Annotated in this window: 17 protein-coding genes and 3 pseudogenes; 11 read left to right on the top strand and 9 right to left on the bottom strand. The window is 66.0% G+C overall.

What is annotated here, in order from left to right:
• Window positions 1–9: 9 nt before the first annotated feature.
• The 3 genes from FRANEAN1_RS14530 to FRANEAN1_RS14540 form a co-directional block, all read right to left on the bottom strand.
• A complete protein-coding gene (locus FRANEAN1_RS14530) occupies window positions 10–957 on the bottom strand; it encodes an amidohydrolase family protein (protein ID WP_020460556.1) in 948 nt (315 codons plus the stop codon).
• A 45-nt stretch (window positions 958–1,002) separates the two neighbouring features.
• Window positions 1,003–1,242: a hypothetical protein gene (locus FRANEAN1_RS14535; RefSeq protein ID WP_041254179.1), complete on the bottom strand. Its 240-nt coding sequence runs from the start codon at window positions 1,240–1,242 to the stop codon at window positions 1,003–1,005.
• Window positions 1,243–1,422: 180 nt separating this feature from the next.
• Window positions 1,423–2,361 carry a fumarylacetoacetate hydrolase family protein gene (locus FRANEAN1_RS14540; protein WP_020460558.1) on the bottom strand — a complete coding sequence of 313 codons (939 nt, stop codon included), beginning with the start codon at window positions 2,359–2,361 and terminating at the stop codon, window positions 1,423–1,425.
• Between the two features lie 397 nt (window positions 2,362–2,758).
• Here FRANEAN1_RS14540 and FRANEAN1_RS14545 point away from each other — a divergent pair, with 397 nt between their 5' ends.
• Window positions 2,759–3,454 (top strand): TetR/AcrR family transcriptional regulator, encoded by a 696-nt coding sequence (locus FRANEAN1_RS14545; RefSeq protein WP_157472638.1) that lies wholly within the window; start codon window positions 2,759–2,761, stop codon window positions 3,452–3,454.
• Here the strand turns inward: FRANEAN1_RS14545 and FRANEAN1_RS38735 are convergent.
• Window positions 3,434–4,653, bottom strand: a pseudogene (locus tag FRANEAN1_RS38735) (FAD-dependent monooxygenase); the annotation flags it as partial. The gene FRANEAN1_RS14545 and the pseudogene FRANEAN1_RS38735 overlap by 21 nt on opposite strands.
• Before the next feature lie 51 nt (window positions 4,654–4,704).
• On the opposite strand from FRANEAN1_RS38735, the gene FRANEAN1_RS42165 reads away from it, so the two are divergent.
• A complete protein-coding gene (locus FRANEAN1_RS42165; protein ID WP_198145509.1) occupies window positions 4,705–4,797 on the top strand; it encodes a hypothetical protein in 93 nt (30 codons plus the stop codon).
• 6 nt (window positions 4,798–4,803) lie between these two features.
• Here the strand turns inward: FRANEAN1_RS42165 and FRANEAN1_RS14555 are convergent, their stop codons facing one another.
• Entirely contained in the window at window positions 4,804–6,546 is a 1,743-nt protein-coding gene (locus FRANEAN1_RS14555) for an MFS transporter (protein ID WP_198145510.1), read from the bottom strand.
• Window positions 6,547–6,814: 268 nt separating this feature from the next.
• On the opposite strand from FRANEAN1_RS14555, the gene FRANEAN1_RS14560 reads away from it, so the two are divergent.
• Window positions 6,815–7,510 carry a TetR/AcrR family transcriptional regulator gene (locus FRANEAN1_RS14560; protein WP_020460562.1) on the top strand — a complete coding sequence of 232 codons (696 nt, stop codon included), beginning with the start codon at window positions 6,815–6,817 and terminating at the stop codon, window positions 7,508–7,510.
• 30 nt (window positions 7,511–7,540) lie between these two features.
• On the opposite strand, the gene FRANEAN1_RS14565 is transcribed toward FRANEAN1_RS14560, so the two are convergent.
• The 3 genes from FRANEAN1_RS14565 to FRANEAN1_RS14575 all read right to left on the bottom strand — a co-directional run bounded on the left by FRANEAN1_RS14565 (window position 7,541) and on the right by FRANEAN1_RS14575 (window position 10,563).
• On the bottom strand, window positions 7,541–8,116 hold the full coding sequence (locus tag FRANEAN1_RS14565) for an SDR family NAD(P)-dependent oxidoreductase (RefSeq protein WP_020460563.1): 576 nt from the start codon (window positions 8,114–8,116) through the stop codon (window positions 7,541–7,543).
• A gap of 65 nt (window positions 8,117–8,181) precedes the next feature.
• The gene (locus FRANEAN1_RS14570; protein ID WP_020460564.1) at window positions 8,182–9,015 is read right to left on the bottom strand and encodes an IS5-like element ISFsp2 family transposase; all 834 of its coding nucleotides are present in this window, start codon (window positions 9,013–9,015) and stop codon (window positions 8,182–8,184) included.
• A gap of 276 nt (window positions 9,016–9,291) precedes the next feature.
• The gene (locus tag FRANEAN1_RS14575; protein ID WP_020460565.1) at window positions 9,292–10,563 is read right to left on the bottom strand and encodes an NADH:flavin oxidoreductase; all 1,272 of its coding nucleotides are present in this window, start codon (window positions 10,561–10,563) and stop codon (window positions 9,292–9,294) included.
• Between the two features lie 311 nt (window positions 10,564–10,874).
• Here FRANEAN1_RS14575 and FRANEAN1_RS14580 point away from each other — a divergent pair, with 311 nt between their 5' ends.
• Together FRANEAN1_RS14580 and FRANEAN1_RS43380 are read left to right on the top strand one after the other, a co-directional pair.
• Window positions 10,875–11,963: an IS110 family transposase gene (locus tag FRANEAN1_RS14580; protein WP_049795946.1), complete on the top strand. Its 1,089-nt coding sequence runs from the start codon at window positions 10,875–10,877 to the stop codon at window positions 11,961–11,963.
• A gap of 349 nt (window positions 11,964–12,312) precedes the next feature.
• Window positions 12,313–12,462 (top strand): annotated as a pseudogene (locus FRANEAN1_RS43380) (IS5/IS1182 family transposase); the annotation flags it as partial.
• A 78-nt stretch (window positions 12,463–12,540) separates the two neighbouring features.
• Here FRANEAN1_RS43380 and FRANEAN1_RS14585 read toward each other — a convergent pair.
• The gene (locus tag FRANEAN1_RS14585; protein WP_020460567.1) at window positions 12,541–15,006 is read right to left on the bottom strand and encodes an MMPL family transporter; all 2,466 of its coding nucleotides are present in this window, start codon (window positions 15,004–15,006) and stop codon (window positions 12,541–12,543) included.
• Window positions 15,007–15,621: 615 nt separating this feature from the next.
• Here FRANEAN1_RS14585 and FRANEAN1_RS14590 point away from each other — a divergent pair.
• The 6 genes and pseudogenes from FRANEAN1_RS14590 to FRANEAN1_RS14610 all read left to right on the top strand — a co-directional run.
• A complete protein-coding gene (locus tag FRANEAN1_RS14590; protein WP_347177230.1) occupies window positions 15,622–16,755 on the top strand; it encodes a VOC family protein in 1,134 nt (377 codons plus the stop codon).
• Complete coding sequence (locus tag FRANEAN1_RS41005; protein WP_020460569.1) at window positions 16,752–17,102, top strand: hypothetical protein; 351 nt, start codon at window positions 16,752–16,754, stop codon at window positions 17,100–17,102. Before FRANEAN1_RS14590 ends, FRANEAN1_RS41005 begins: the two co-directional genes overlap by 4 nt.
• A gap of 364 nt (window positions 17,103–17,466) precedes the next feature.
• A complete protein-coding gene (locus tag FRANEAN1_RS14595; RefSeq protein WP_347177138.1) occupies window positions 17,467–18,594 on the top strand; it encodes an ABC transporter substrate-binding protein in 1,128 nt (375 codons plus the stop codon).
• A 426-nt stretch (window positions 18,595–19,020) separates the two neighbouring features.
• The gene (locus tag FRANEAN1_RS14600; RefSeq protein WP_020460571.1) at window positions 19,021–20,112 is read left to right on the top strand and encodes an IS630 family transposase; all 1,092 of its coding nucleotides are present in this window, start codon (window positions 19,021–19,023) and stop codon (window positions 20,110–20,112) included.
• Between the two features lie 74 nt (window positions 20,113–20,186).
• Window positions 20,187–21,344 carry an acyl-CoA dehydrogenase family protein gene (locus FRANEAN1_RS14605; protein WP_020460572.1) on the top strand — a complete coding sequence of 386 codons (1,158 nt, stop codon included), beginning with the start codon at window positions 20,187–20,189 and terminating at the stop codon, window positions 21,342–21,344.
• A pseudogene (locus FRANEAN1_RS14610) lies at window positions 21,341–21,609 on the top strand (acetyl-CoA C-acyltransferase); the annotation flags it as partial. The gene FRANEAN1_RS14605 and the pseudogene FRANEAN1_RS14610, both read left to right, overlap by 4 nt.
• Window positions 21,610–21,614: the final 5 nt, after the last annotated feature.

Consider the following 21,614-nt stretch of genomic DNA (forward strand, 5'->3'; position numbering starts at 1 on the left):
CATCACTGGTCACTCCTGGTCTATGAGTCGGGGGAACAGCGCTTGGACGTTGCCGTGGTTGATCGCGACGCGCGCGTCGCTGTCGAGGTCGTCGTAGCTGTCGAGCTGTCCGGTGAAGTAAGCAACGGCGATGTCGGGCGCGAAGGGCCAGTCGGTGCCGAACAGGACGTGGCCGGGTTTGGCGAAGGCGAGCAGGGTGGGCAGCGCAGCCGGGCTGGACGACAGCGCCGTGTCGAAGTAGAAGCCCTGCAGGTCCTCAAGTACCTCGAACGGATCTCGGCCCGTCTCGGCGGTCACGCCGACCGCGACGCGGTGCGAGGCGTAGGGGACGAACCCGCCGGCGTGGGCGAGGATAAAGGTGATGTTCGGGTAGCGCCGAGGCACCTCGTGCCGGACAAGGTTAAACGCGGCTCGGCTGGTGTCGAGCAGGAAGTCTGTGGCGAACGGAGGAATGCTGGGCACGGCCGGCCCGGGTAGTTCGGCGGGGTGGACAAGCACCACGGCGTGTCGGCGGTCGAGTTCGGCCATCAGCGGGTCGAACACCGGCTCGCCGAGGTAAATCCCCTGATAGTTCGCTAGCAGGCACACGCCGTCGGCGTTCAGGGAGTCGAAGGCGTGTGCAGCCGCCTCCAGCGCCCCGTCGACGTCGGGGAGCGGGACCGTGGCGAAGAATCCGAACCGGTCTGGCCGGTCCCAGACACACTCGGCGGCAGCCTCGTTGACCTGCGTGGCCATCGTCCGAGCATCCGTGCCGTCACCGAGATACACCCCCGGCGCCGACAGCGACAGGATGCCCGTCGAGATCGAGAACTGGTCCATCAGGCCTATTGCCTTGTCTGCGTCCCAGTCAGGTATGGCCCGCCCCCCGACCTGCGCGATGCCGCCTGATTCAAGCCATCGCGCATAGCCAGGTGGCAGGAAGTGCTGGTGGACGTCGATGCGCCCGGGACGAATCATTGTTCGCTCTCCATGCGGTGGAGTACCAGATCGCTCGTTGAAGAGTCATCCGTACTGGTCGGAGCGAACCGCCAGGCGAACGCACAGCGGGTCGGGTTCGGACGCCACCCGCGCGGTGGCAGCGGCGTCGTCGGGACGGGGCACGGCAACGATCGCAACGCCATCCTCAGGTTCGACCGTGATCGTCTTGGCGACATCCAGTAGCCCGAGTGAGACCAGCGCCGAGGTGACCGCGCGTCGGATGGGGTCCTGACGTAGCTCCGGCTCGTACATCTTCTCGAGCAAGCCCGTCGGAATGACATTGACCGATGTCGAGACCGGTAAACACTTTAGCAATCCGTTCCCCGTGCACGCGAAGATTGATGAATTCCCACACGATAGGATCGCCTTAGCGTTCGCCGGACGGCAGCCGAGAAGCACTTCACTAATATCCAGCCGCGCATGTCGGGATCGACGAGCAGTCTCCTAGACGATGACGGTGCGCTGAGTGCCAAGGTCGAGGGCACCGTCATCGGTGGCGATACGGACGGCGACGGTCTGGCCGGCCTGCAGGTAAGCGGGGTTCTTGGCCTGCCGAGCGAAGAAGGTCTTCCACTTGCGCTCCGGCGGCAGCAACGCGCCGACCTTCTCGATGATCTTCGGCGGGGCCTTGAGTGCCGTGCCGCCGGGAGTGCCGGTCAGGAGCAGATCGCCGGCGCTCAGGGCCTGGAAGCGGGCGAGTAGTGTCAGGGCCTTCGCTGGCTGAACGATCATTTCGGTGGCCAGCGCGTCCTGCCGGGTCTCGCCGTCGACGCCCAGTGTCAGGCGCAGGTCGGTCAGTCGTGCCAGCTCGTCCGGTCCGACCAGCACCAGCCGCGGCCCGACGGGGGTGAACGTGGGGTAGGATTTGCTCTCGTAGAACTGGCCTTTGGTCAGCTGGACGTCGCGGGCGCTGACATCGTTGGTGACTACTAGGCCGGCGATGTAGCGCGCCAGTTCGGCGTCGGTGACCTCGGTATCAAGCGGCAGGTCGGCGCCGAGGACGAGACCGAGCTCGACCTCGTAGTCGAGTAGCCGCACATGTGGCGGCCGCACGATCGGGTCGAACGGACCGCTGACCGACCCGGACGCCTTACGGAAGAACGTTGGGGAGACCTTGGTGGGGTCGAAGCCGGTATCGAGAGCGTGTGAGCGGTAGTTCACCATCTGCGCGACGACCCGGCACGGCGTGGTAACCGGTGAGACGAGGCCCAACTCACTGATGGCCACGCTGGCCGCTCCCGAGACGTTGGCGAGCGCCTTGTCCAGAGCCGCCCGGTCTGCGAGCAGCCCGGCGGTGGTGGTGGCGGCGGTCCCGACCGGATAGGCGCGGCTGTCCACCTCCACCCACCAGGAGCCGCGGGTGCGCAGGACGGTTGTTGTCATCGGTTCATCGCTTTCTTCGGGCCTTTGAGGCGGGCGAGACAGGGCTCTTGGCCCGGCCCCGGATGGTCACCGGCAGGACCTCCCGCGGCGATGCGCGGGGACGGCTGCATACGGGTCGACTGCTGCGCCGCCTGGTCCGCGGTCGCTGGGGGCTGCCCGGTCACCGACTCTGGAACCATGGACTGCCTCCTGCAGTTCATCCTCACTGATGAGGAAATCATCAGTGATGAGTCATCCTACGTCAAGCCGCGGTCAGAACGGCCTCCCCTCTCCCTGTCTGTCACCGGCTCGCACGGGGGATCGGCGGAGCGCCGAGAGAAAAATTGATCAATCAGTAGTGGAATGTCACACGAAGAGGCGAGTCGACCTCAGTTCTGGAGCGCACTATCATCTGGACATGCCGCAGACTGCCAAGAATCGGCCACCGAGCCGTCACCAAGCCGCTGACGCACCAGCCCAGACCCGTCTAAACCGTCGCAAGGCGCGTACCCGGCAGGCGCTCATCGACGCGGCCAAGACCTTCCTCGCCAAGCAGGGCAGCACCGCCGACGTGAGCATCCTGGAGATCACCGAGGCGGCCGACGTCGGCTTCGGCTCCTTCTACAATCACTTCGGCTCCAAGACCGAGCTGTTCCACGCCGCGATCGACGACGTGCTCGAAGAGCACGGGCGGATGCTCGACAAATGTGCTGCCGGCCTCGATGACCCTGCTGAGGTGTTTGCTGTGTCCGTGCGGCTGACCGGACGGCTGGTCCCGACCCATCCACAGATGGCGCGCATCCTCACCCAGACCGGCCTGTCCTACCTCGACTCCGACCGAGGTCTAGCCCCTCGCGCGCTCCACGACGTGCGCTGCGCCATTGAGGCTGGCCGGTTCAAGGTCGCCAACCCCTACGTCGCCCTCGCCACCGCGGGCGGATCGCTGCTGGCTTTCCTCCACATTTGGCTCGCTCATCCGGACAAAGTCGACGACGCGGCCTGTGACGAGCTGGCCGAACAGATCCTGCGGATGTTCGGTATGCCTCCCCGGACGGCGCGCGCGATCGCCCACCGACCCCTGCCCACCGCACCGTCATCCGCAGGTTCGGCCTAGAATCAACCCGGGCAGACATCGGTCTTCCTTTCCCGAGCTGGCCGTATTGGGGGCCGCCGTCGCGAGGTTTCTGCCGAAGTGAGGCAGTGGGGTGCGCGGCATCGCGAGGGCACGACAGGTCCGGAGGACCTTGCCGTCTGGGCGGATGACTGCGGTGCGCGGGCGTCCGTGTTGCAGCCAGCGGTGCAGGGCGGTGCCCAGGCGGGCCGTGACTAGCACGCCACCCCTTGCTCGGATCTCCGTGCACTGGGCTGTGGATGGCACATCGGCGGTGACGACCGTGAACCGCTCTGCGGCGACGTCGTCGAACCGGCGGCCGTCGTCGAGGAGCGCGTTGGGGCAGAGCGTGCCGGCGAGGGTGCGACGCAGGCGTGGGCGGCAGACCAATTCCGACCGATGCAGCGCCGGGGTCTGGCTGTTGAGGATGTGGTCCTTGAATCCGGGTAGCAGGTGCAGCCACGGGGCGAATGCTTTTCGGAGGAAGTCTCCGAATTCACCGCCTTCGGTCATCGCGGTCCCGAAAATCATGGCGAGCCGGATCAGGGCGCGGGCGTGTGGTTTGCGCTCGATCTCGTAGGTGTCCAGTACGTGCTCGGGCAGAGCGCTGTCGAGGTCGCCTGCAAGTTTCCAGGCAAGATTGGTCGCGTCGCGCAGCCCGGCACCCACGCCCTGGCCGATGAACGGCGGGGGGAGGTGGGCGGCTTCACCGAGAAGAAATACGCAGCGATCTCGCCACCGGTCGGCGAGCTGGGCACGGAAGGTGTACTCGGTGACCCGGACGATCTTCAGCTTCTCTGGGGGCTTTCGTCCAGGGCGAGATCAGGGGGTGCAGCCGGGGCAGGTTGCGGTAATCGTCGGCGGTCTCACTGGGGGCCAGTCGGAACTGCCAGCGGTAGCGGGTCGGGCCGATGCGCATGTAGGTCGCGACGCGGACGCGGTCGCAGACCTGGTGCACGCCCTTCCCTGCGCGAGGTCGGCGTCTGTGGCGATGTCAACCACGAGCCGGCGCCGCGCGAAGCTCAGGTCCTGCATGGTGGCGCCGATCGCGGCCCTGGCCACGCTGTTCGCCCCGTCGCAGCCGAACACGTGGTCCGCGAGGATCGTCTCGTGCCCGCCCTGGTCCGGTCGGTGCAGTCGACCCGCACCCATCCGGTGCCATCCTGACTGGGCTCGGTGACCTCTATGCCACCACGCAATGTGACTGTGGGGGACATAAGGCGGTCATCGTCGGGGCGGGGCCCACCGCCGCGATGCTGCTCGCTCAATATGGCGTCAAGTGCCTGGTGCTTGACCGGTGGAAGCCAATCTACCCGCAGCCCACGGGCGGTGCACCTCGACGATGATGAGATTTACCGGGTTCTCGGATGCCTCGGGCTGGCGGATGAGTGCGCGAAGATTTCCCGTCCGTGCCGCGAGCTTCGGCTGGGTCGATCGGAGCCATCGGGTGCTGGCGGAGTTCCAACGTGACGCCGACCGGGGCCGGCAGGGCTACCAGCCGGTTCGGGTTTGCCGACTGCGTTTGCTTCCGTTGGTTCGGCCGGCGCCGTCGGTGTGCTGTGGCGGGGGAGAATGAGGCCCACCAGCACCGTTCCCACGGTGAGGATGATGGCGCCGACCAGGCTGGTCTGGGTGATGGCTTCGATGAAGGAGTGGCGGGCGGCGTCGGCGAGTGGTCCGGCCTGCGGCACGCCCTGCTCGGCCAGGCCCTGGACAACCTTGATCGCGCCGCCGACCGAGTCCAGGACAGGTTCGTGCAGGTCATGCGGTAGCTGGCTGCCGACCGTGCCGGTGAGGTCGGTCTTGTAGGAGGTGGCGAGGATCGACCCGAGGATGGCGATGCCCAGTGACCCGCCGAGCTCCACTGCGGTGTCGTTCGCGGCGCCGCCGACGCCCAGCTCGTCCTCGGGGAAGACGCCCATGATGGCATCGGTGCACGGCGCGACGCTCAGACCGATCGCTAGGCCGAGCATGGTCAGCGGCGCGAGGAAGTCGGTGTATCCGGAGCCGTCGTCGAGGCCGGTCATCAGCAGGATGCCGGCCGCGCCGATCGCCATTCCGGCGGGGACAGTCACCTTCGCGCCGAGTCGTGGGGTCATCCGTCCAGTCAGTGCCGCGCCGACGAAGACCGCGCCGGCTAGCGGAAGCAGCCGGATACCGGTGTCCAACGGGCCGAGGCCGAGTACGAACTGCAGGTACTGCGAGATGTAGTAGATCGCGCCGAAGGTGCCGAGGAAGAACAGCAACACTGCGAGCGTAGATCCGGAGAAGGCCCGGATCCGGAACAGGCGGACATCCAGGATCGGAGTCCGGGTCCGCAGCTCCCACAGGACGAATGCGACCAGGCCAACGGCCGCGACGACCGCCGCGATGATCGGGTAGGTGTCCCACCCGAAGTGCGGTCCCTCGATGATCGCGTAGATGAGTGCAGCGATCGTGGCGATCGACAGCAGCCCACCGACGATATCGGAGCGTCCTGGGCCGTTGGCCTTCGAGGGCGGGATGCAGACCATCGTTGCACCGATCGTGATCGCCGCGATCGGGAGATTGATCAGAAACGTGGAGTTCCAGGGATAGCTTTCCAAGAGCTGTCCCGCAAGGAGCGGACCGAGGGCGATGGCAAGGCCTGAGGTGGTGGTCCATATGGTGATGGCGAGCGTACGTTCCCGTTTCGGAAATGTTGCGACCAGTAGTGACAGCGTCGCAGGCATGATAGTGGCCGCGCCGACACCCATGATGGCCCGCGCGATGACCACCGCTGCCGTGCTGTCGGCCAGCGCTCCCACGATCGAACCGGCACCGAACAGAAGAAGGCCGACGATGAGACCGCCGCGCCGGCTGTACCGGTCGCCGAGCGCGCCGAGCACCAGCATCAGTGCCGCGTACGGAACGGTGTAGGCGTCAATCGTCCACTGCTGATCCGCGCTGGTCAGTGAGAGGTCCCGGACCATGTCGGGGATGGCCACGATCAGCGAGGTGTTGGCCATCACGATGATCAGAAGGGCCAGGCACAGGACCGCGAGTCCGGCCCAGCGCCGCGGGTACGGGGTATCGGTCGGTTCGATCGGCCTACGTTCGATCAGGTGCACTGTCATGCCCTCCCGTGTCATGGCACTTCGAGCGCCTACTTGCTCAGTACTGTGCAAGTTAGACGGCTGCACGTTGGTGTGCAACATCAAGTTGCTGTGACCTGACCCACCCAGCCGGTACCGTTCAGACGACGCTGGGGGAGACGCCCGCAGGGAAGGCGACCTTGGCGGTGGCCGTGGGCGGCGGCGTTCGGTGGTCAGCGCAGCTCTGGTGTCCTCATGAGAGTCGCCGCGCCGGTGGCCATGAGCGTTGCCCTGAGAAAGGAGAGTCCTGGTGAAGGAGTCCCGGTCGGTGGCCCCTCGACGTGCGATCGCGCAGGTGAACCGTGCGCGCATCCTTAACGTGGCGGCCCGGGAGCTGGCCCGCAACCCCGACGCGAGCATGGAGGACATCGCGCGCGCGGTCGGTGTGGTCCGCCGCACGGTCTACGGCCATTTCGCCAACCGGGAGGCGCTGATCGCCGGTCTCGCCGACGTGGCCATGCGGGACCTGGCCGAGGCGGTCGAACGCAGCGTGGTGGAGGACGACCTGCCGGAGCGTGCGCTCGCCCGGTTGATACTGAGCGAGTGGGAGATCGGCGACCGGTGGCGACTGTTGATCGTGCTCGCCGAGCGGACGCTGCCCGGACAGGGGATCCGCGACATCCTTGCGGATGCGCGGGCCCTCGCCGCAATGTTGATCGAACGGGGGCAGCGGGCGGGGGTGTTTGCCGCCCACCTGCCGGCGCAGGCGCTCGCCTCGGCGTTGGAAGGGATGGGGATGGCGCTGCTGCAGTCGGTGAATGACGGGACCTGGACCGAGCCGAACACCGGCGAGCACGCCGCGGTGGCAGCGCTGGTCGCATTGGGCATGGACGTCAACCGGGCGGCGACCGTGGTGACCGCAGCCCGGTGCGGTGCAGAGAATGCCGGCAGCTCCGGAAGCGCGGAATCCCGCAGGACGGAATCGGACAAGGAGCCGGCGGGATAGCGCCTCGGCGGGCTAACGGAAAAACAACGGCTACCGGTCCGCTCGAGTTGGGTGGCTGCGGATGATCAGGTGGCCGCTGCGTCTGGGGGCGGCGGGGTTGCGGTGACCTGGTAGCCAAGCGGTGTGAGAGAGCCCCCCAGGGCCTCCTGTGCCTGCCTTCGAGGCCGCGTAAGGAGACTGCAAGACACCATTGTTGAAGGCTAAGACCGCTGAGATCAGCACGTAGTGGCCCTGTAGGCCGACGACCTGGTTGAGGGAGGCCCGGACCGTGCGGATGGCTCCGTGTAGATTCACGTCGATGATCCGCTGGAAGTCGGTCGGCGAGGTGGCGCGGAAGGCCCTCATTCCAGCACCGATTCCGGCGTTCACGATGACCGTTTCGTAACCGCCGAACCTTTCGGATTTCTCGGAAAGCGCCCTCTGCAGGGACGTCACATCACGCACATCCGCGGTGAGACCGAGTGCGACCTTTTCATCGCCCAGCTCGGCCGCAGCCCGGGCCACCGCCTCGGAGTGGATGTCGAGCAGGGCCACTCGTGCGCTGCGGCGAACGGCCTGGTGCGCTGTTTCGAGCCCGATCCCCTGAGCGCCCCCGGTGATGGCCACTGAGCCTTTCCCGGTAACGATTCGTCACCTTGCGTAGCAACAGTTCCGTGTTGCGGTGTTGGGGTTCAGGCAGTCCTGCGGTGCTCGGTGTGGAGGATGACGAGGGCGGCTTTCGCGACGAGTCCGATCTTCCAGGGGTCGATCGTGATGTTGCGGAGCAGCCGGAAGGTGACCTTGAGCAGCGCGTTCGCGCGTTCGCCGACGGCGCGCAGCGCGTTGTGGACCCGGTTGTGCGCCTTCTGTTCGTCGGTGAGTGCGCCGCCCTTGGGCTTCTTGTAGGCGGTCGCGAGCGGTCCGGCCGGGCTACCCAACCCTTCGTAACCGAGGTCGAACAGGACCTCGTGCAGGTCGGCGGCCCATTCCTCAAGGATCGGCTGCGCGCCTCCGGCGCACAGCGCGGTCGAGTCGTGCTCGCGGCCGGGCCTGACGTCCGAGACCCACAGCGGCCAGCCGTCGTCGGGGGCCGAGAGGATCTGGATGTTGCCGCCGTGGTTGGAGATCTTGCCGGACCACCACAGGTCCACGCCCTCGGTCGGGCCGGGCATGCGCAGCCGGTCGGTCTCGATGATCGTACCGTCGATGATGAGGTGGCCGTAGCCGGCGATCCTGGCGCGCATCAGCGCTTCGCGCAGGTCAGGGGCTTGCCAGGCAAGCACGGCGATGCCCTCGTGCAGGTAGCGGTAGCCCACCGACCGGGACACCCCGTGATCCTTGAAGAGCCGGCTGGTCCTGGTGCCGTCACAGAACCAGCGCAGGACCATGACCGCCTGTTCCAACGTGGACAGCGTGCGGGTGCCGTTGCGGGTGCCGCGACGCTGACGCTCCGCGACGAGAAGACCCGCCAGGCGGAAGACGGTGTGATCGCTGAGGGGCAACTCGGCGGTGTATGTGAAACTCATGGAGGCGCGGGGTTCCTTCGGAGTTGCTCTTTGGTCGGAACAACTTCCTATCGGAGCCCCGCGTCTTCGTCGTCGCAGCCCCGGGGACGCTCACACCGCCCGATAGTCACTGAACGTTACGGATCGTTGCCGGGAATGGCTCACTGTGCGTCCGGCGAGATCAGACGACATTGTCTCTCCCCATCATTCGTGAAGAGTGCTCGATGCGTGTCATGGGGTCATGGGCGGCTCCCTTCTCGGAAGCCGGGTGCACATGGAGCAGGCCGTCGCGGCTCCTCACTCGCCGGTTCGGGCGCGGTAGCGCTCGATCATGGCGTCGCGGTGGAGACGGATCTCGGCGCTGTAGCAGTCAATGGGCAGGCCGCTGAAGCGGGCGATGCAGCCGTTGCAGTAGCCGCAGATCGGCCGGTCGGCGACCTCTCCGAGGACGTTCCGGTACAGGTACGGGTCGGCGATCATCGCGCGGGCGGCCGAGACGGCATCGACCTTCCCGCTGCCGATGGCCGCTTCCATGCCCTCGTTGGTGTGGAATCCGCCGACGCAGATGACGGGGACGTCCAGGGCCTGGGTGAACAGTTCGGCCTGGGGAAGGTTGAAGCCCTCCATCGGCGGGCGGAGCCGCTCCGCGACATGTTCGACGACCGGTGCGACTGCCAGTGCGACCGCCTTGCGCAGCGCCGAACCGTGCTGTCCCGCGCCGGAGGTGAGGCTGATCCTGAAGAACCCCTTGTACTTGCCCTGGATCATGCCGGGCCACGATTCGTAGTGGCCGCGGGAGATCTCGACAGCGTCGATCCCCTCGTCCTGCAGCCGCACGGCGACCCCGACGAGCTCCTCGGTCGTCGCTCCCTTACGGAAGGGAAGGTCGTCGGTGCCGTTCATTTTGACGAGGATCGGAAAGTCGTCGCCGAGCCGTGAGCGCAGGCCCCGCAGCACCTCGACCAGCAGCCGCGCGCGGTTGTCGAGGCTTCCGCCGTAGGCGTCGATGCGGCGGTTGGTGTGCGGGGTCAGGAACTGGCTGAGCAGGTAGCCGTGGGCGGCGTGGATCTGCACTCCGTCGAATCCGGCATCCCGGGCGCGCGCCCCCGCCGCCGCGAAGGACTCGACCACCCCGGGCATCTCGTCCAGCCGGAGCGGGGACGGCTTCGTCCCGTAAAGGGGTTCCCGTATGTCGGAGGCCGAGACGAGCCGGTCGACGCCGGGCGCCGCCTGGGCGATCTGCCGGCCGCCATGGTTGAGTTGAGCGACGATCTTGACGTCGTGCTGGTGGGCCAGGACGGTCCAGTCACGAAGGCCGGGGATCTTGTCGTCGGCGTCGATGCCTGCCTGTCGCCTCGCCGACTTTCCCTGCAGGGAGACGTACAGGTTGCCCGTGATGATCATCGGCGTTCCCGCCTCGATCATCGGCTCGTAGAAGGCCAGGAGCTCGTCGGTGACGAAACCGTCGGCGGTGGCGCGAGTCTCGCTGGTGGCGGACTTGAACAGCCGTCCGGCGACCGTCATTGGGCCGATGCCCAGAGGGGTAGCGAGCATGCTTTGATCGGTCATTTCCGTAGCTTCCTAATGAGTTCTGGGAGCCCGCCATCCGGCAGACTCCGGGCGGTAGCCGCCAGCAGGTGAGCACTCGGTGCTCCTGGACTTTGAGTCCTGTCGAAAGACCGTGCCCCTGCTGGTTGGCCGGGAGAGTCGATCGCTGATGGGATGTCGTGCCCGCTGCTCGCGGCGTGAGCACTGTGTTCATTAGGCCGCTGATGGTTCTCCCGCTGGCTGCTCACGGTGATCGGCATGAAGGGTGGGAGAGGCGTTGCGGCTGTTCATCGGGGACGGGTTGGGTGGAAGACCACCACGATGTGGAGGTGATGGATGCCTCGGAGCGCCGGCTGGCGAAGGCCCGGCTGCCCGAGGGAGTGACCGGCATGGCCCGGCTGCACGCGCTGGTCGGCGAGCACGCCGGCGACGCCGCCGATGAGGTCGAGGTGTTGGTCGGGATCGAGACCGACCGCGGCCCGTGGGTGCAGGCGCTGCTCGCCGCTGGCTACACCGTGTTCGCGATCAACCCGCTGCAGGCGTCCCACTACCGGGCGCGGCACGCCGTGTCGGGCGCCAAGAGCGACGCCGCCGACGCACACGCGCTCGCGGACATGGTCCGCACCGACTCCCACCAGCTGCGGCCGGTCGCCGGGGACACCGCCGCCGTCGAGGCGGTCAAGGTCGTGACCCGCACCCACAAGACCCTGATCTGGGAACGCACCCGCCACACCCAGCGGCTGCGACACGCGCTGCGGGACTACTTCCCCGCCGCGCTGGCCGCGTTCGACGACCTGGACGCCGCCGACACCCTGGAACTGCTGGCCAAGGCACCGACCCCGGCCGAGGCGGCCAGGCTGACCGTCAGCCAGATCAGCGCCGCGCTGCGCCACGCCCACCACCGCGACGTCCCCACCAAGGCCGCGGCGATCCAGGCCGCGCTGCGCGCGGAGCACCTCGACCAGCCCGACGTCGTCACCGCCGCCTACGCCGCCTCGGTCCGCGCGCTGATCGCGGTCCTGGCCGTGCTGAACGAGCAGGTCAAGACCCTGCAAGGGCAGGTGGCCGAGCATTTTGGCGACGACCCCGACCGGTACACCACGGCCAAGGCCCGCAAGAACTACGCCGGTACGTCCCCGATCACCCGCGCCTCCGGCAGGAAGAAGACCGTCTCCGCCCGGTTCGTCCACAACGACCGGCTCGTCGACGCCCTCATCACCCAGGCCTTCTCCAGCCTGCAGGCGTCCCCCGGAGCCCGCGCCTACTACGACCGGCAACGCGAACGCGGAGCCAACCACAACGCCGCCCTGCGCCAGCTCGCCAACCGCCTCGTCGGCATCCTGCACGGCTGCCTCAAGACAGCCACGCCCTACGACGAAGCGACCGCCTGGCCGCGTCACGCCGAACAGCTCGCTGCTTGACACATCAGCTCCTGGGATGTCTTTCGTCGTCGCCGCCAGCGACCGCGCGGCGCCGTCCCTCGGCCGGGCCGGACTCGACGGTGTCACGGCGCGTCTCGTCGATCTTGTCGGGTGGGTGTGTTGTCTTGGTGTGGGCCGTGATTTGACCGGCTGGACGGGCGGGTTCTGCGTGGATGATCGCCCCATAGGAAGAAATGGCTGACAGCATCAAGAATGGGACCGGCTGGCCCTACTGCTGCCTGCGGGCAATAGGCGGTGCGGCCGGTGGCGCGACCACCGGCAGGTGGTAAACGGGATCCTGTTCCGGGTCCGTATGGGGGTGCCGTGGCGGGCGCCCACCGTCCTTTGAGAGGCCTACAAACGGCGCAATACTGTCAAACTCTGTATCAACCGGCTGAAACAGAACCAGGCGGTCGTCACCTGCTACGACAAACGCTCCTACGTCTTCCGCGGCACCGTCACCGTCGCAGCCGTGCGTATCTGGCTCGGGCTATCATGATCGGTCGGAAACGGCCTAACCCGCAGTGTCATCGCACACTGGGTGATGGACATCCGTCGGGACCGGGCGACGTGGCATCTACGAGAGCGTCATCCGCTGGCTGCTACCAGTCTTCGTGACCGCATCGCGGGTTCGGTAGACCCAGCCTTTATCGTCCACCCAGACCAGCAGCGGTGGCAGGACAACAAGCGCCGACACCAGCGCGATACCCACATTGAGGGCGACGACGAGGCCGAAGTCGCGTAGCAGCGGCAGTGGACTGAGCGCGAGCACCAGAACCCCGATGACGGCGGCCATGGCGGAGACCATGAACGCGCGGCCGGTGCGTGCAGCCGCAACGTCGACAGCCTCGCGCGCAGCGTGACCGCGCTGCCGTTCCTCGACATACCTGCCGATCAGCAACGTCGTGAACTCGGCGCACAGTGCCACGACGAGTGGACCGCCGACCGCGGTCAGCGGGCTGAGCTCCAGCCCGGCCGCCCAGGCGACCACCGAGGCGAGGCCGACGGCGGTCAGGACGGGCGCCATCGACAGCACAGCGCGGGCAACGTTGACATGGCACAGCAACAGGAAGACGAAGACCGCGCCGAGCGCGTAATAGGTAAGTTCGGCTCGACTGGCCTCGAAGTTGTCGAGCAGGGCGACACCGAGGACGGCTAATCCGGAGGGAGTGGCGGTGATTCCGGCAGGCGAGGCGACGTTGTCGCGGATGTCGTTGACGACGGCGGCGTGCTCGTTGAGCGGCCCGGAGGCCTGCTGGAACACGATGTTGAGAGCCTTCGCCTCCTGGTTGACGGTACTGGCCTGGATCTCCGGCGGGGCGACCGAGTAGGTCAGCGCGACGTCCGCACCCGTCGGCGGTACGTAGGCGGTGCCCGGAATATCTAGCAGGGAACTGGTTGCCGTCACGATCGTCGACGCGGTGAGCAGGTCGCCTGGATGCGCCGCAAGCTGCTTCCGGGCGAACCCGTCGACGAACTCCACCGTTTCGTCGGAGAAGACATCCCTCGCCTGGACGAACACACCGAGCTCAGAGGTGGAGTCGACCAGCTCGCGTACCCGCTCGACGTCCCGAATGACCTGGCTGCCCTGGTCGACCCACCGTTCCGGGTCGGTCTGAACGGTAAGCTGGTTCTCGGCCAGGAAGCCGCCGACGAGCACCACCACCGACAGCGCCGTCAGCGGCAACGCGGCCGCCCGAGGCAGCGCGCCAAGCCGGAGCACGATCCGGGCCAGCGGGCCGTGGGTGTAGTCCCCCGCTGGCGTCGGCGCGTGCCGTTCTCGCCAGCTCAGCGACGTGAAGCTGATCAGCACGGTCGCCAGCACCACAACCGGCAGACCGACCGCGAGCAGCGCACCGAAGCCCCGGAGCATCGGGACCTTACTGACCTGCAGGGCGAGAAGGGCCAGCACACCCGCCACCGTCGCGACCAGCAGCGGCGGACCGAGCCGCGTCAGCGTCTCGCGCAGCGGATGGTCGACGCGGTCGAGCGCGGTTTCCTCCTCGATCCTGGAGTGAAGCTGCACGGCGAAATCGATGCCGATGCCGAGCAGCACAGGTAGCCCGGCGATCGTCATCACGGACAGTGGGATACTGAGGTAGCCGGCCACACCGAACGCCCAGATCAGGCCGACGACCACGACGCCGAGTGGCAGCAGCCGCCACCGGACGGCGAAGGCCACCAACAGCAGTCCGGCCATGAGAGCCAGCGCGATTCCGCTGAGCGTGAGGAACCCGCCCTCGAGGTAGTCGTCGATCTCGCGCAGCACGACTGGGGCCCCTGTGGTGACCACAGTGGCGTTGTCGAACGTCCGCCCGGCCATCGCGTCCTCGACGACCTTCGCGGCCGCGCCCTCCTCCGCCATCGAGGCGTTGCCGGTCAGACGTACGATCATCTGCGCGTTCTTACCGTTCGGGAAGAAGGGCCGCAGGCCGCTGCGCACCTCGCGCTGATTGTCGTAGAGCAGGAAGTTCACCCACGCTGGGTTCGTCAACGACCGGTCCTTCACCGCGCTGAAACGGTTCAGCGTCTCGATCGAGTCATCGAGTCGTAGCTGGGCCGACGCCGGTTCAGGATCGCGCCCACGTGCCCCGAGCGCGATCCTCGCCGCGGGACTGGACGTGAGATCGCCGGAGTCTCCGTTGACCAGATCGTGGATGAAATTCAGTGCCGCGACCGGGGTTATGGCGGAGTTGATACGCGGATCTGCTTCCAGACGCTCCTGAAGCTCGTTCCACTGCGCCACGTTCTTCGGCGTGAAAAGGTCGGCCAGGGTCTTTCCCTCGCCGATGGTGAATACCGACAGCATCGCCTGGCCGCCGAACAGGTTCTGATATTCGACGTTGTCCTGGTAGACCCGCGAATCCGCGTCCAGGTAGTTGTCCTGGCCGGAGGTGAACTCAAGTCGGGTCATGCCGAACCCCAATAACACGGTGACTAAGCCAGTCAGCGCGGCAACGAGACCGCCGCGCCGGCTGGTCACCGTGGCAACCCTGGCCCAGTAGCCAGCTCGACGGCTGTTGGTGACTGCATCGTCCAGCATGGCACACGCTCCCGCTCGTGAGGACGGCCGAGACGGACGACGACAGCCCAGGTCGCCGTCGCCCCGCCAAGAAGGCCAACGGTGAGCTGTATAACTCATATCTCTTATAGATGCTAGTGTCACAACTGACGGCTACATCATCTCTGTCGAGTCCACCGATCATGATCCAGTGTCCCACCGGGTAGCGGTAAGATCATCTTCGATCACGCGATCTCGTTCCTCAGGGGGTGGTCCGATTCGCCCCGTGTCCGGTCGACGCCGCCCGGTCGCGTCGGCACCGGTTCAGGCGCCGCTGGTCGCCGACCCGCCTCCGCTGCGACCACGGCGAAACTCGGCATCGAGACCAGCCCTGAATGGACTGTCGGCCGGATCCGCGGAGCTCGGCCACGCCGTCTGATCGTCAGACTGGCGGACTCGGCCATGCCCGCTGCCCAGCCTGCAGCGCCCAGCCTGCAGCGTCCCGTAAGTGCCGGCTGCAACTTGATGTAGGGTGGGTCATCACTGATGATTTAATCATCGATGAGGATGACTTGCAGGAGGCGGTCCATGGTTCCAGAGCCAGTGACCAGGCGGCCCTCGGCGACCGCAGACCTGGCGACGCGGCAGTCGACCGGTGTGCGGCCGTCTCTGCCCATCGCCGCGGGAGGCCTTGGCAGTGGCCATCCGGGCCGGGCCAAGAGCCCTGTCGTGAAGGTGGTGGATCTGGCCTTCCTGGAGTTCGAACGGCCGGACCTCGACCGTTCCGAGGCATTCGCCCGAGATTTCGGGTTTGCCGTGGCGCAGCGGACACCGGACACGTTGATGTTGCGGGGGATCCTGTCCGGGGGCCCGTGCATGATGATCCGCCGCAGTACGGCGGCGCGGTTCGTCGGGCCGGCGTTCGCGGCCGCTGACGCCACAGACCTGAACCGGCTTGCCCAGGCCACCGACGCAACGGTCCGCGACCTCGCTACGGCGGTCCCCGCCTTCGGCGGTGGGATCCTCGACGGTGCCACAGCCGTCGAGCTGCGTGACCCCACCGGACTGCCGGTACGGGTGGTGCACGGAATACCGGAGCTGCCGGCGCTGGACGAACAACACCCACTGGTCTTGAATGTCGGATCCCAGACACCGAGAGTGAATCTGACCCAACGCCCACCCCGAGAGCCGGCCCGTGTCCAGCGGCTGGGACACCTCGTGCTGGAGTCCCCGGTCTTCGGCCGCGCACTCGACTGGTACCTGCAGACTCTCGGCCTGATCGTCAGCGACTTCCTCTTCCTCGACGGCCAGCGCGACCGCGGCCCGACGATGGCGTTCATCCGGTGCGACCAGGGCCGCCGGCCGGTCGACCACCACACACTGGCGATGCTGCTTGGCCCGAGCGGCGGCTACGTCCACTCCGCATATCAGGTCAGCGACCTCGACGCGCTTGCCGCCGGCGGCGAGTACCTGCGGGAACGAGGCTGGCGACGCAGCTGGGGAATAGGCCGGCACATCCAGGGCAGCCAGATCTTCGACTACTGGCGGGACCCGGATGGCTTCCTGGTCGAGCACTTCACCGACGGCGATCTTTTCGACGCCTCCACCGAACCCACCTGGACGCCGATGTCCGCCAGCGGGCTAGCCCAATGGGGCCCACGCGCCACCACCGACTTCCTCGGAACCCGGCCATCACCACGGCTGCTCCACACCATCTTCACAGCGCTGCGCGGCGACAACGAGATCGACCTCGCCCGCATCAAAGGCCTGAAGAAAGCGATGAGCCGATGACAACAGCCATCCTATCTGACCACATTTCCGGTGCGACACCGTCGATGACAGAAACGGTACAGAAAACGACGGGCGACCACTCGGCTCCTCCATCCCTGCGTTCCATCATTCTCACGGCTAGGCTGAGCCACCTGATTCCGCCCGCAGAACTGGCCCGCATACTCGGCTTGTTTGCCCCGCCGGTCAACCCTCAGTCGCGCGAATGGCGCGCCCTCGATGCGGCCCTTGACGCCTACGACCATGCCGCACAGTCTCAGATCGATCTCGAATCTGCTCACGCTCTGGTCAATACCGCTGCCAGGGCGCTCCTCTGTCACGCACGGTCCACCGCCGTGGCAGCTGGTTAGACCTGCTCAAGCCGGCCGTGCCTGTCGCGCCGAAGCTGTGCATCGGTAACGATGATCAAACCGGGCATGCTGAAAACAACACTGAACGTTTCGGCGCCAGCATTCATAGCTGCGACGAATCCTGACCACGCAGCGGGTAGTCGGGGGTCCGACTGCTGGAGCATCTGTCAAGGAGACCGATGTGACCGACAGAGATCTGTCAGGCCCAGGCCGACGCTTATACCGCCAGAAGGCAGTGCCACACCTGGCTGGCGCAGGTCGAAGTCGCATCCAGCAGGTCGCTGTCGGAGTGTCGGCTGCTCTTCTGCTCCTCACAGGAGCCTGCTCTGCCTCGGACGTTTCACCGGCACCACGTGACTGCGTCGTGTCCCCGGGAGTTACCAAGGACACGGTCAGGCTCGGCCTGATACTGACGGACACCGGGACTACAGCCAAACTGTTCATCGGTGCCCGCGCTGGTATCGATGCGCGAATCCGGTCTCAGAACGAGAGGGGCGGGGTGCGCGGCCGCACACTCGTCTATGACTGGCGGGACGACGAGTCGAATCCAGCTCAGAACCTGGCCGTTGCGAGAGAGCTGGTCGAGAACGGCAAGGTCTTCGGCCTGCTCAGCGCCACAAGCGTGGCTACTGGCTCGGCCCAGTACCTTCACGGCGCCAGAGTACCGGTCGCTGGCCTTGCGATGGAATCGGTATGGTCGACCTTCGACAATATGGTCAGCTACATGAACCAGATGCCGTCGGCGGTGGCGTTCGACACCCTCGGGCGATTCAGCAGCGCTATGGGTGTCCAGCGCGCTGTCATCGTCATGACCGGCTCCTCCGAGACGTCCCGGGCCGGGGCGACCTGGATCGCGAAAATCCTGCAATACTCCGGAATAGGGATCGCGGCAACCCTAGACTACTCGCCGGCAGCGATCACGCCGGCACTGCTAGGACGGCAGATAGCACAGCTCAGAGCCGACGGGCTGTTCGTCTCGATGCCCGGCGATGACTTCTCCGACATTTACTACGGCGCGATGACTGCTGGCGCCGCCTTCAAGGTTGGACTCGGAGTCCACGGCTACGGCCATGAGCTCCTGGCTCGGAATGGAACGAAGATCGGCGGTGCATACTTCTATGTCCCATATCTCCCCTTTGAGGCGAACGCACCCGCACAGCGCGCATATCTCGATGCGGTCACGCGGTACGCGCCGGAACTCAACCCCCCCGAGGCTCAGGCGGCCGTCGAGTCCTATATCACCACCGACCTGCTGATCAGAGGGCTCGAGGCTGTGGGGCCGTGCCCTACACGCGACGGTCTGCTCGGGGCACTGAGGTCGATCTCGGACTTCGATGGCTCGGGTCTGCTGCCCGTACCCATCGATCTCACGCAGGGTTTCGGTCAGCCAGGCCGCTGCCTCACCTTCGTACGCGTCAATCAGGCGGGCGCGGGATTCGATGTCATGAAGCCACCGGTGTGCGGCGAGCTCATTCCCAGTCCGACCCCGTGAACTGACCCCGTGATCGGAGACCAGAGTATTGGTAAATGGAATTCGTCTCAATCTATAGAGCTTGCCAATCCATGATTGAGTCATCAGTTTTGATGGGAAGCTTCATGTTTATGGTCGGGGTTGTCATCGTCCCGGCCGCGGCATACATGCCGCTCGGCCACAAATCTCGCGGCGGAGAGCTCCGTCGTTACCCTGCTCGGCTCCACAGGTCCGCCTCTGCGGAGATGTCGAGCACATCATGGGAAAGGTAGACACTGTCGTCGCATTCGGCTGCGAGCTGGCCGGCGAGGCCTGGGTCGACGCTACGTCGTTTTGTGAAGGTCGGATCCTGTACTTCAAAGGCGGCTGCTGTTTTTAGTGCGGCGTAAACAAATGCTCGTTCCAGTGACACTGTTAGGCTGGAAAAAGTGTGGGTAAATTGGACACATGATCCTAACTGATAATCAACGCAATATTCTCGAGTCCTTGGCTGGAGGTGGTGGGTACGACAGGTCTGCGGCTGCCCGCGCCCGTATGGTGCTATGGCGGGACGAAGGATTCTCGGTGCGGGAAATAGCCGAGAAGGCGGGCGCGTCGAAGCCTACCGTGCGGCTGTGGCTGTCGCGCTATGACGAGGAGGGGCCGGACGGCTTGCTGAGCCGGGTGTCCCCGGGGCGGCCACGGGAGGTCCCGGGGCGGGTACGGGCGCGGATCCTGGCGTTGACCAGGACCACTCCTCCACCGGAGACCGGACTGAGCCACTGGACGAGCACCGAGATGGCGCGGTACCTGAAGCGCCGCGAAGGAGTGTCGGTCTCGCACACCTTCGTGGCCCAGCTGTGGCGGGAGAACAATCTCCAGCCGCACCGGCACCGAGTCTTCAAGCTCTCGGCGGACCCGGATTTCGAGGCCAAGGTGGAGGACGTCGTCGGCCTCTACCTTGATCCCCCCGAGGGCGCCGAGGTCCTGTCGATCGACGAAAAGCCTGGGGTGCAGGCACGCGACCGGACGCAGCCACCGCGGCCGGTCGCCTCCGGCCGGGTCGCCACCCGCACGCACGACTACCAGCGGAAGGGCACGACCGACCTGTTCGCCGCCCTCGATGTCGGGACGGGGCGGGTCACCGCCAGGTGCTTCCCCAGCCACACCAGGGCCGATTTCCTCACGTTCATGGACCAGGTCATCGCGGAATACGGCGGTGCGGAGCTCCATGTCGTGGTCGACAATCTGGCCACCCACTACGGCCCTGACGTCGACACATGGCTACGCAGGCACAAGAACGTCGCGTTCCATTTCACCCCGTCCGGCGGTTCATGGCTCAACCAGGTCGAGAACTGGTTCGGTATTCTCACCCGGCACGCACTCCAGCGCGGGGCGTTCGTCTCGGTCCAGGACCTCGTCAACACCATCAACAACTATGTCAAGAACTGGAACTGGGACGCCCATCCGTTCGAGTGGACAGCCACCGCAGAAGAGATCGTAGCCAAGGTGGAGGTACTCCACCGGGAATTCAGGAAGCTGCTCGCCAACAACTTGTGACGATATTTAGTTATGTATCATCGGAAAGAATTTTGGTTTACAATCTACTAGCTACAGTAGACTGAGAGGAAACCGTGCATCGCACCGTCTTCAATGAGGAGCACGAAGCCTACCGGCAGTCCCTGCGCGCCTTCATCGAGGCCGAGGTGGTACCCGAATTCGACGCGTGGTTCGCCGCTGGAGAGGTGCCGCGGGAGTTCTACTACAAGCTGGCCAAGCTGGGCAGTTTCGGCATCGAGGTGCCAGAGGAGTACGGCGGGGCTGGAATTTCCTCCCACAAGTACACTGCGGTCGAAACCGAAGAGATTACCCGCGCCGGTGTCTCCTTCGGGGGTTCCAATGTGCACGTCTCGCTGTGTCTACCTTACCTGTTGAACCTGGGCACACCAGAGCAGAAGCGGCGCTGGCTCCCGGGGTTCGTCGCCGGCGAGTCCATGTTCGCGATTGCGATGACCGAACCGGGCACCGGCTCCGATCTTGCGGGCATGCGCACCACCGCGAAGCTTTCCGAGGACCGCAGCCACTATGTGCTCAACGGGGCGAAGACATTCATCACCGGCGGTGTCCACGCGGACCAAGTCATCGTCTGTGCACGCACCGCGTCGCCGATAGACACCGACCGTCGGTTCGGGATTTCGCTACTGGTGGTGGACACCAGGTCCGAGGGCTACTCGGTTGGTCGCAAGCTCGACAAGCTCGGGCTGCGGGTCTCCGACACGGCCGAGCTGGCTTTCCAGGACGTGAAGGTGCCGGTGGAGAATCTACTGGGGGAGGAGAACGCAGGGTTCTACTATCTCGGGCAGAACCTGCCGCAGGAGCGGCTCGTGATCGCATACGGCGCCTATGCACAGGCGGCGGCCGCAGTGCGGCTCGCCAAGCACTATGTCCAGGAGCGCAAGATCTTCGGTCAACCGCTTTCCTCGTTCCAGAACACCAAGTTCGAACTGGCCGCCTGCCAGGCGGAGGTGGACGCCGCGCAGGCGGTGGCGGACCGGGCGCTGGAGGCCCATGACGCCAATGAGCTCACCGCGGCCGAAGCAGCATCGGCCAAGCTGTTCTGTACCGAGACGGCGCACCGGGTGATCGACCGTTGCCTGCAGTTGCATGGCGGCTATGGGTTTATCAACGAGTTTCCGATCGCCCGGCTGTACGCCGACAACCGGGTGAACCGGATCTACGGTGGAACATCCGAGGTGATGAAGTTGATTATCGCGAAGGATATGGGCTTGTGAACCGGGAGGCTGTGATCGTGGCTACGGCCCGGTCCCCGATCGGCCGCGCCGGTAAGGGTTCGCTCAAGGAATTACGTCCCAACAACCTGGCCGTGCAAATGATACACGCAGCGCTGGCCAAGGCGCCGCAGCTGAACCCGTACGAGATCGACGACCTCATGCTCGGCTGCGGTCAGCCGGCGGGCGTCTTGGGTTTCAACTGGCCCGGGTCGTGGCAGTGCTCGCGGGGATGGACCACCTGCCCGGCACCACGGTCAACCGCTACTGATG

It is taken from the genome of Parafrankia sp. EAN1pec (assembly GCF_000018005.1).
Classification (GTDB): domain Bacteria; phylum Actinomycetota; class Actinomycetes; order Frankiales; family Frankiaceae; genus Parafrankia; species Parafrankia soli.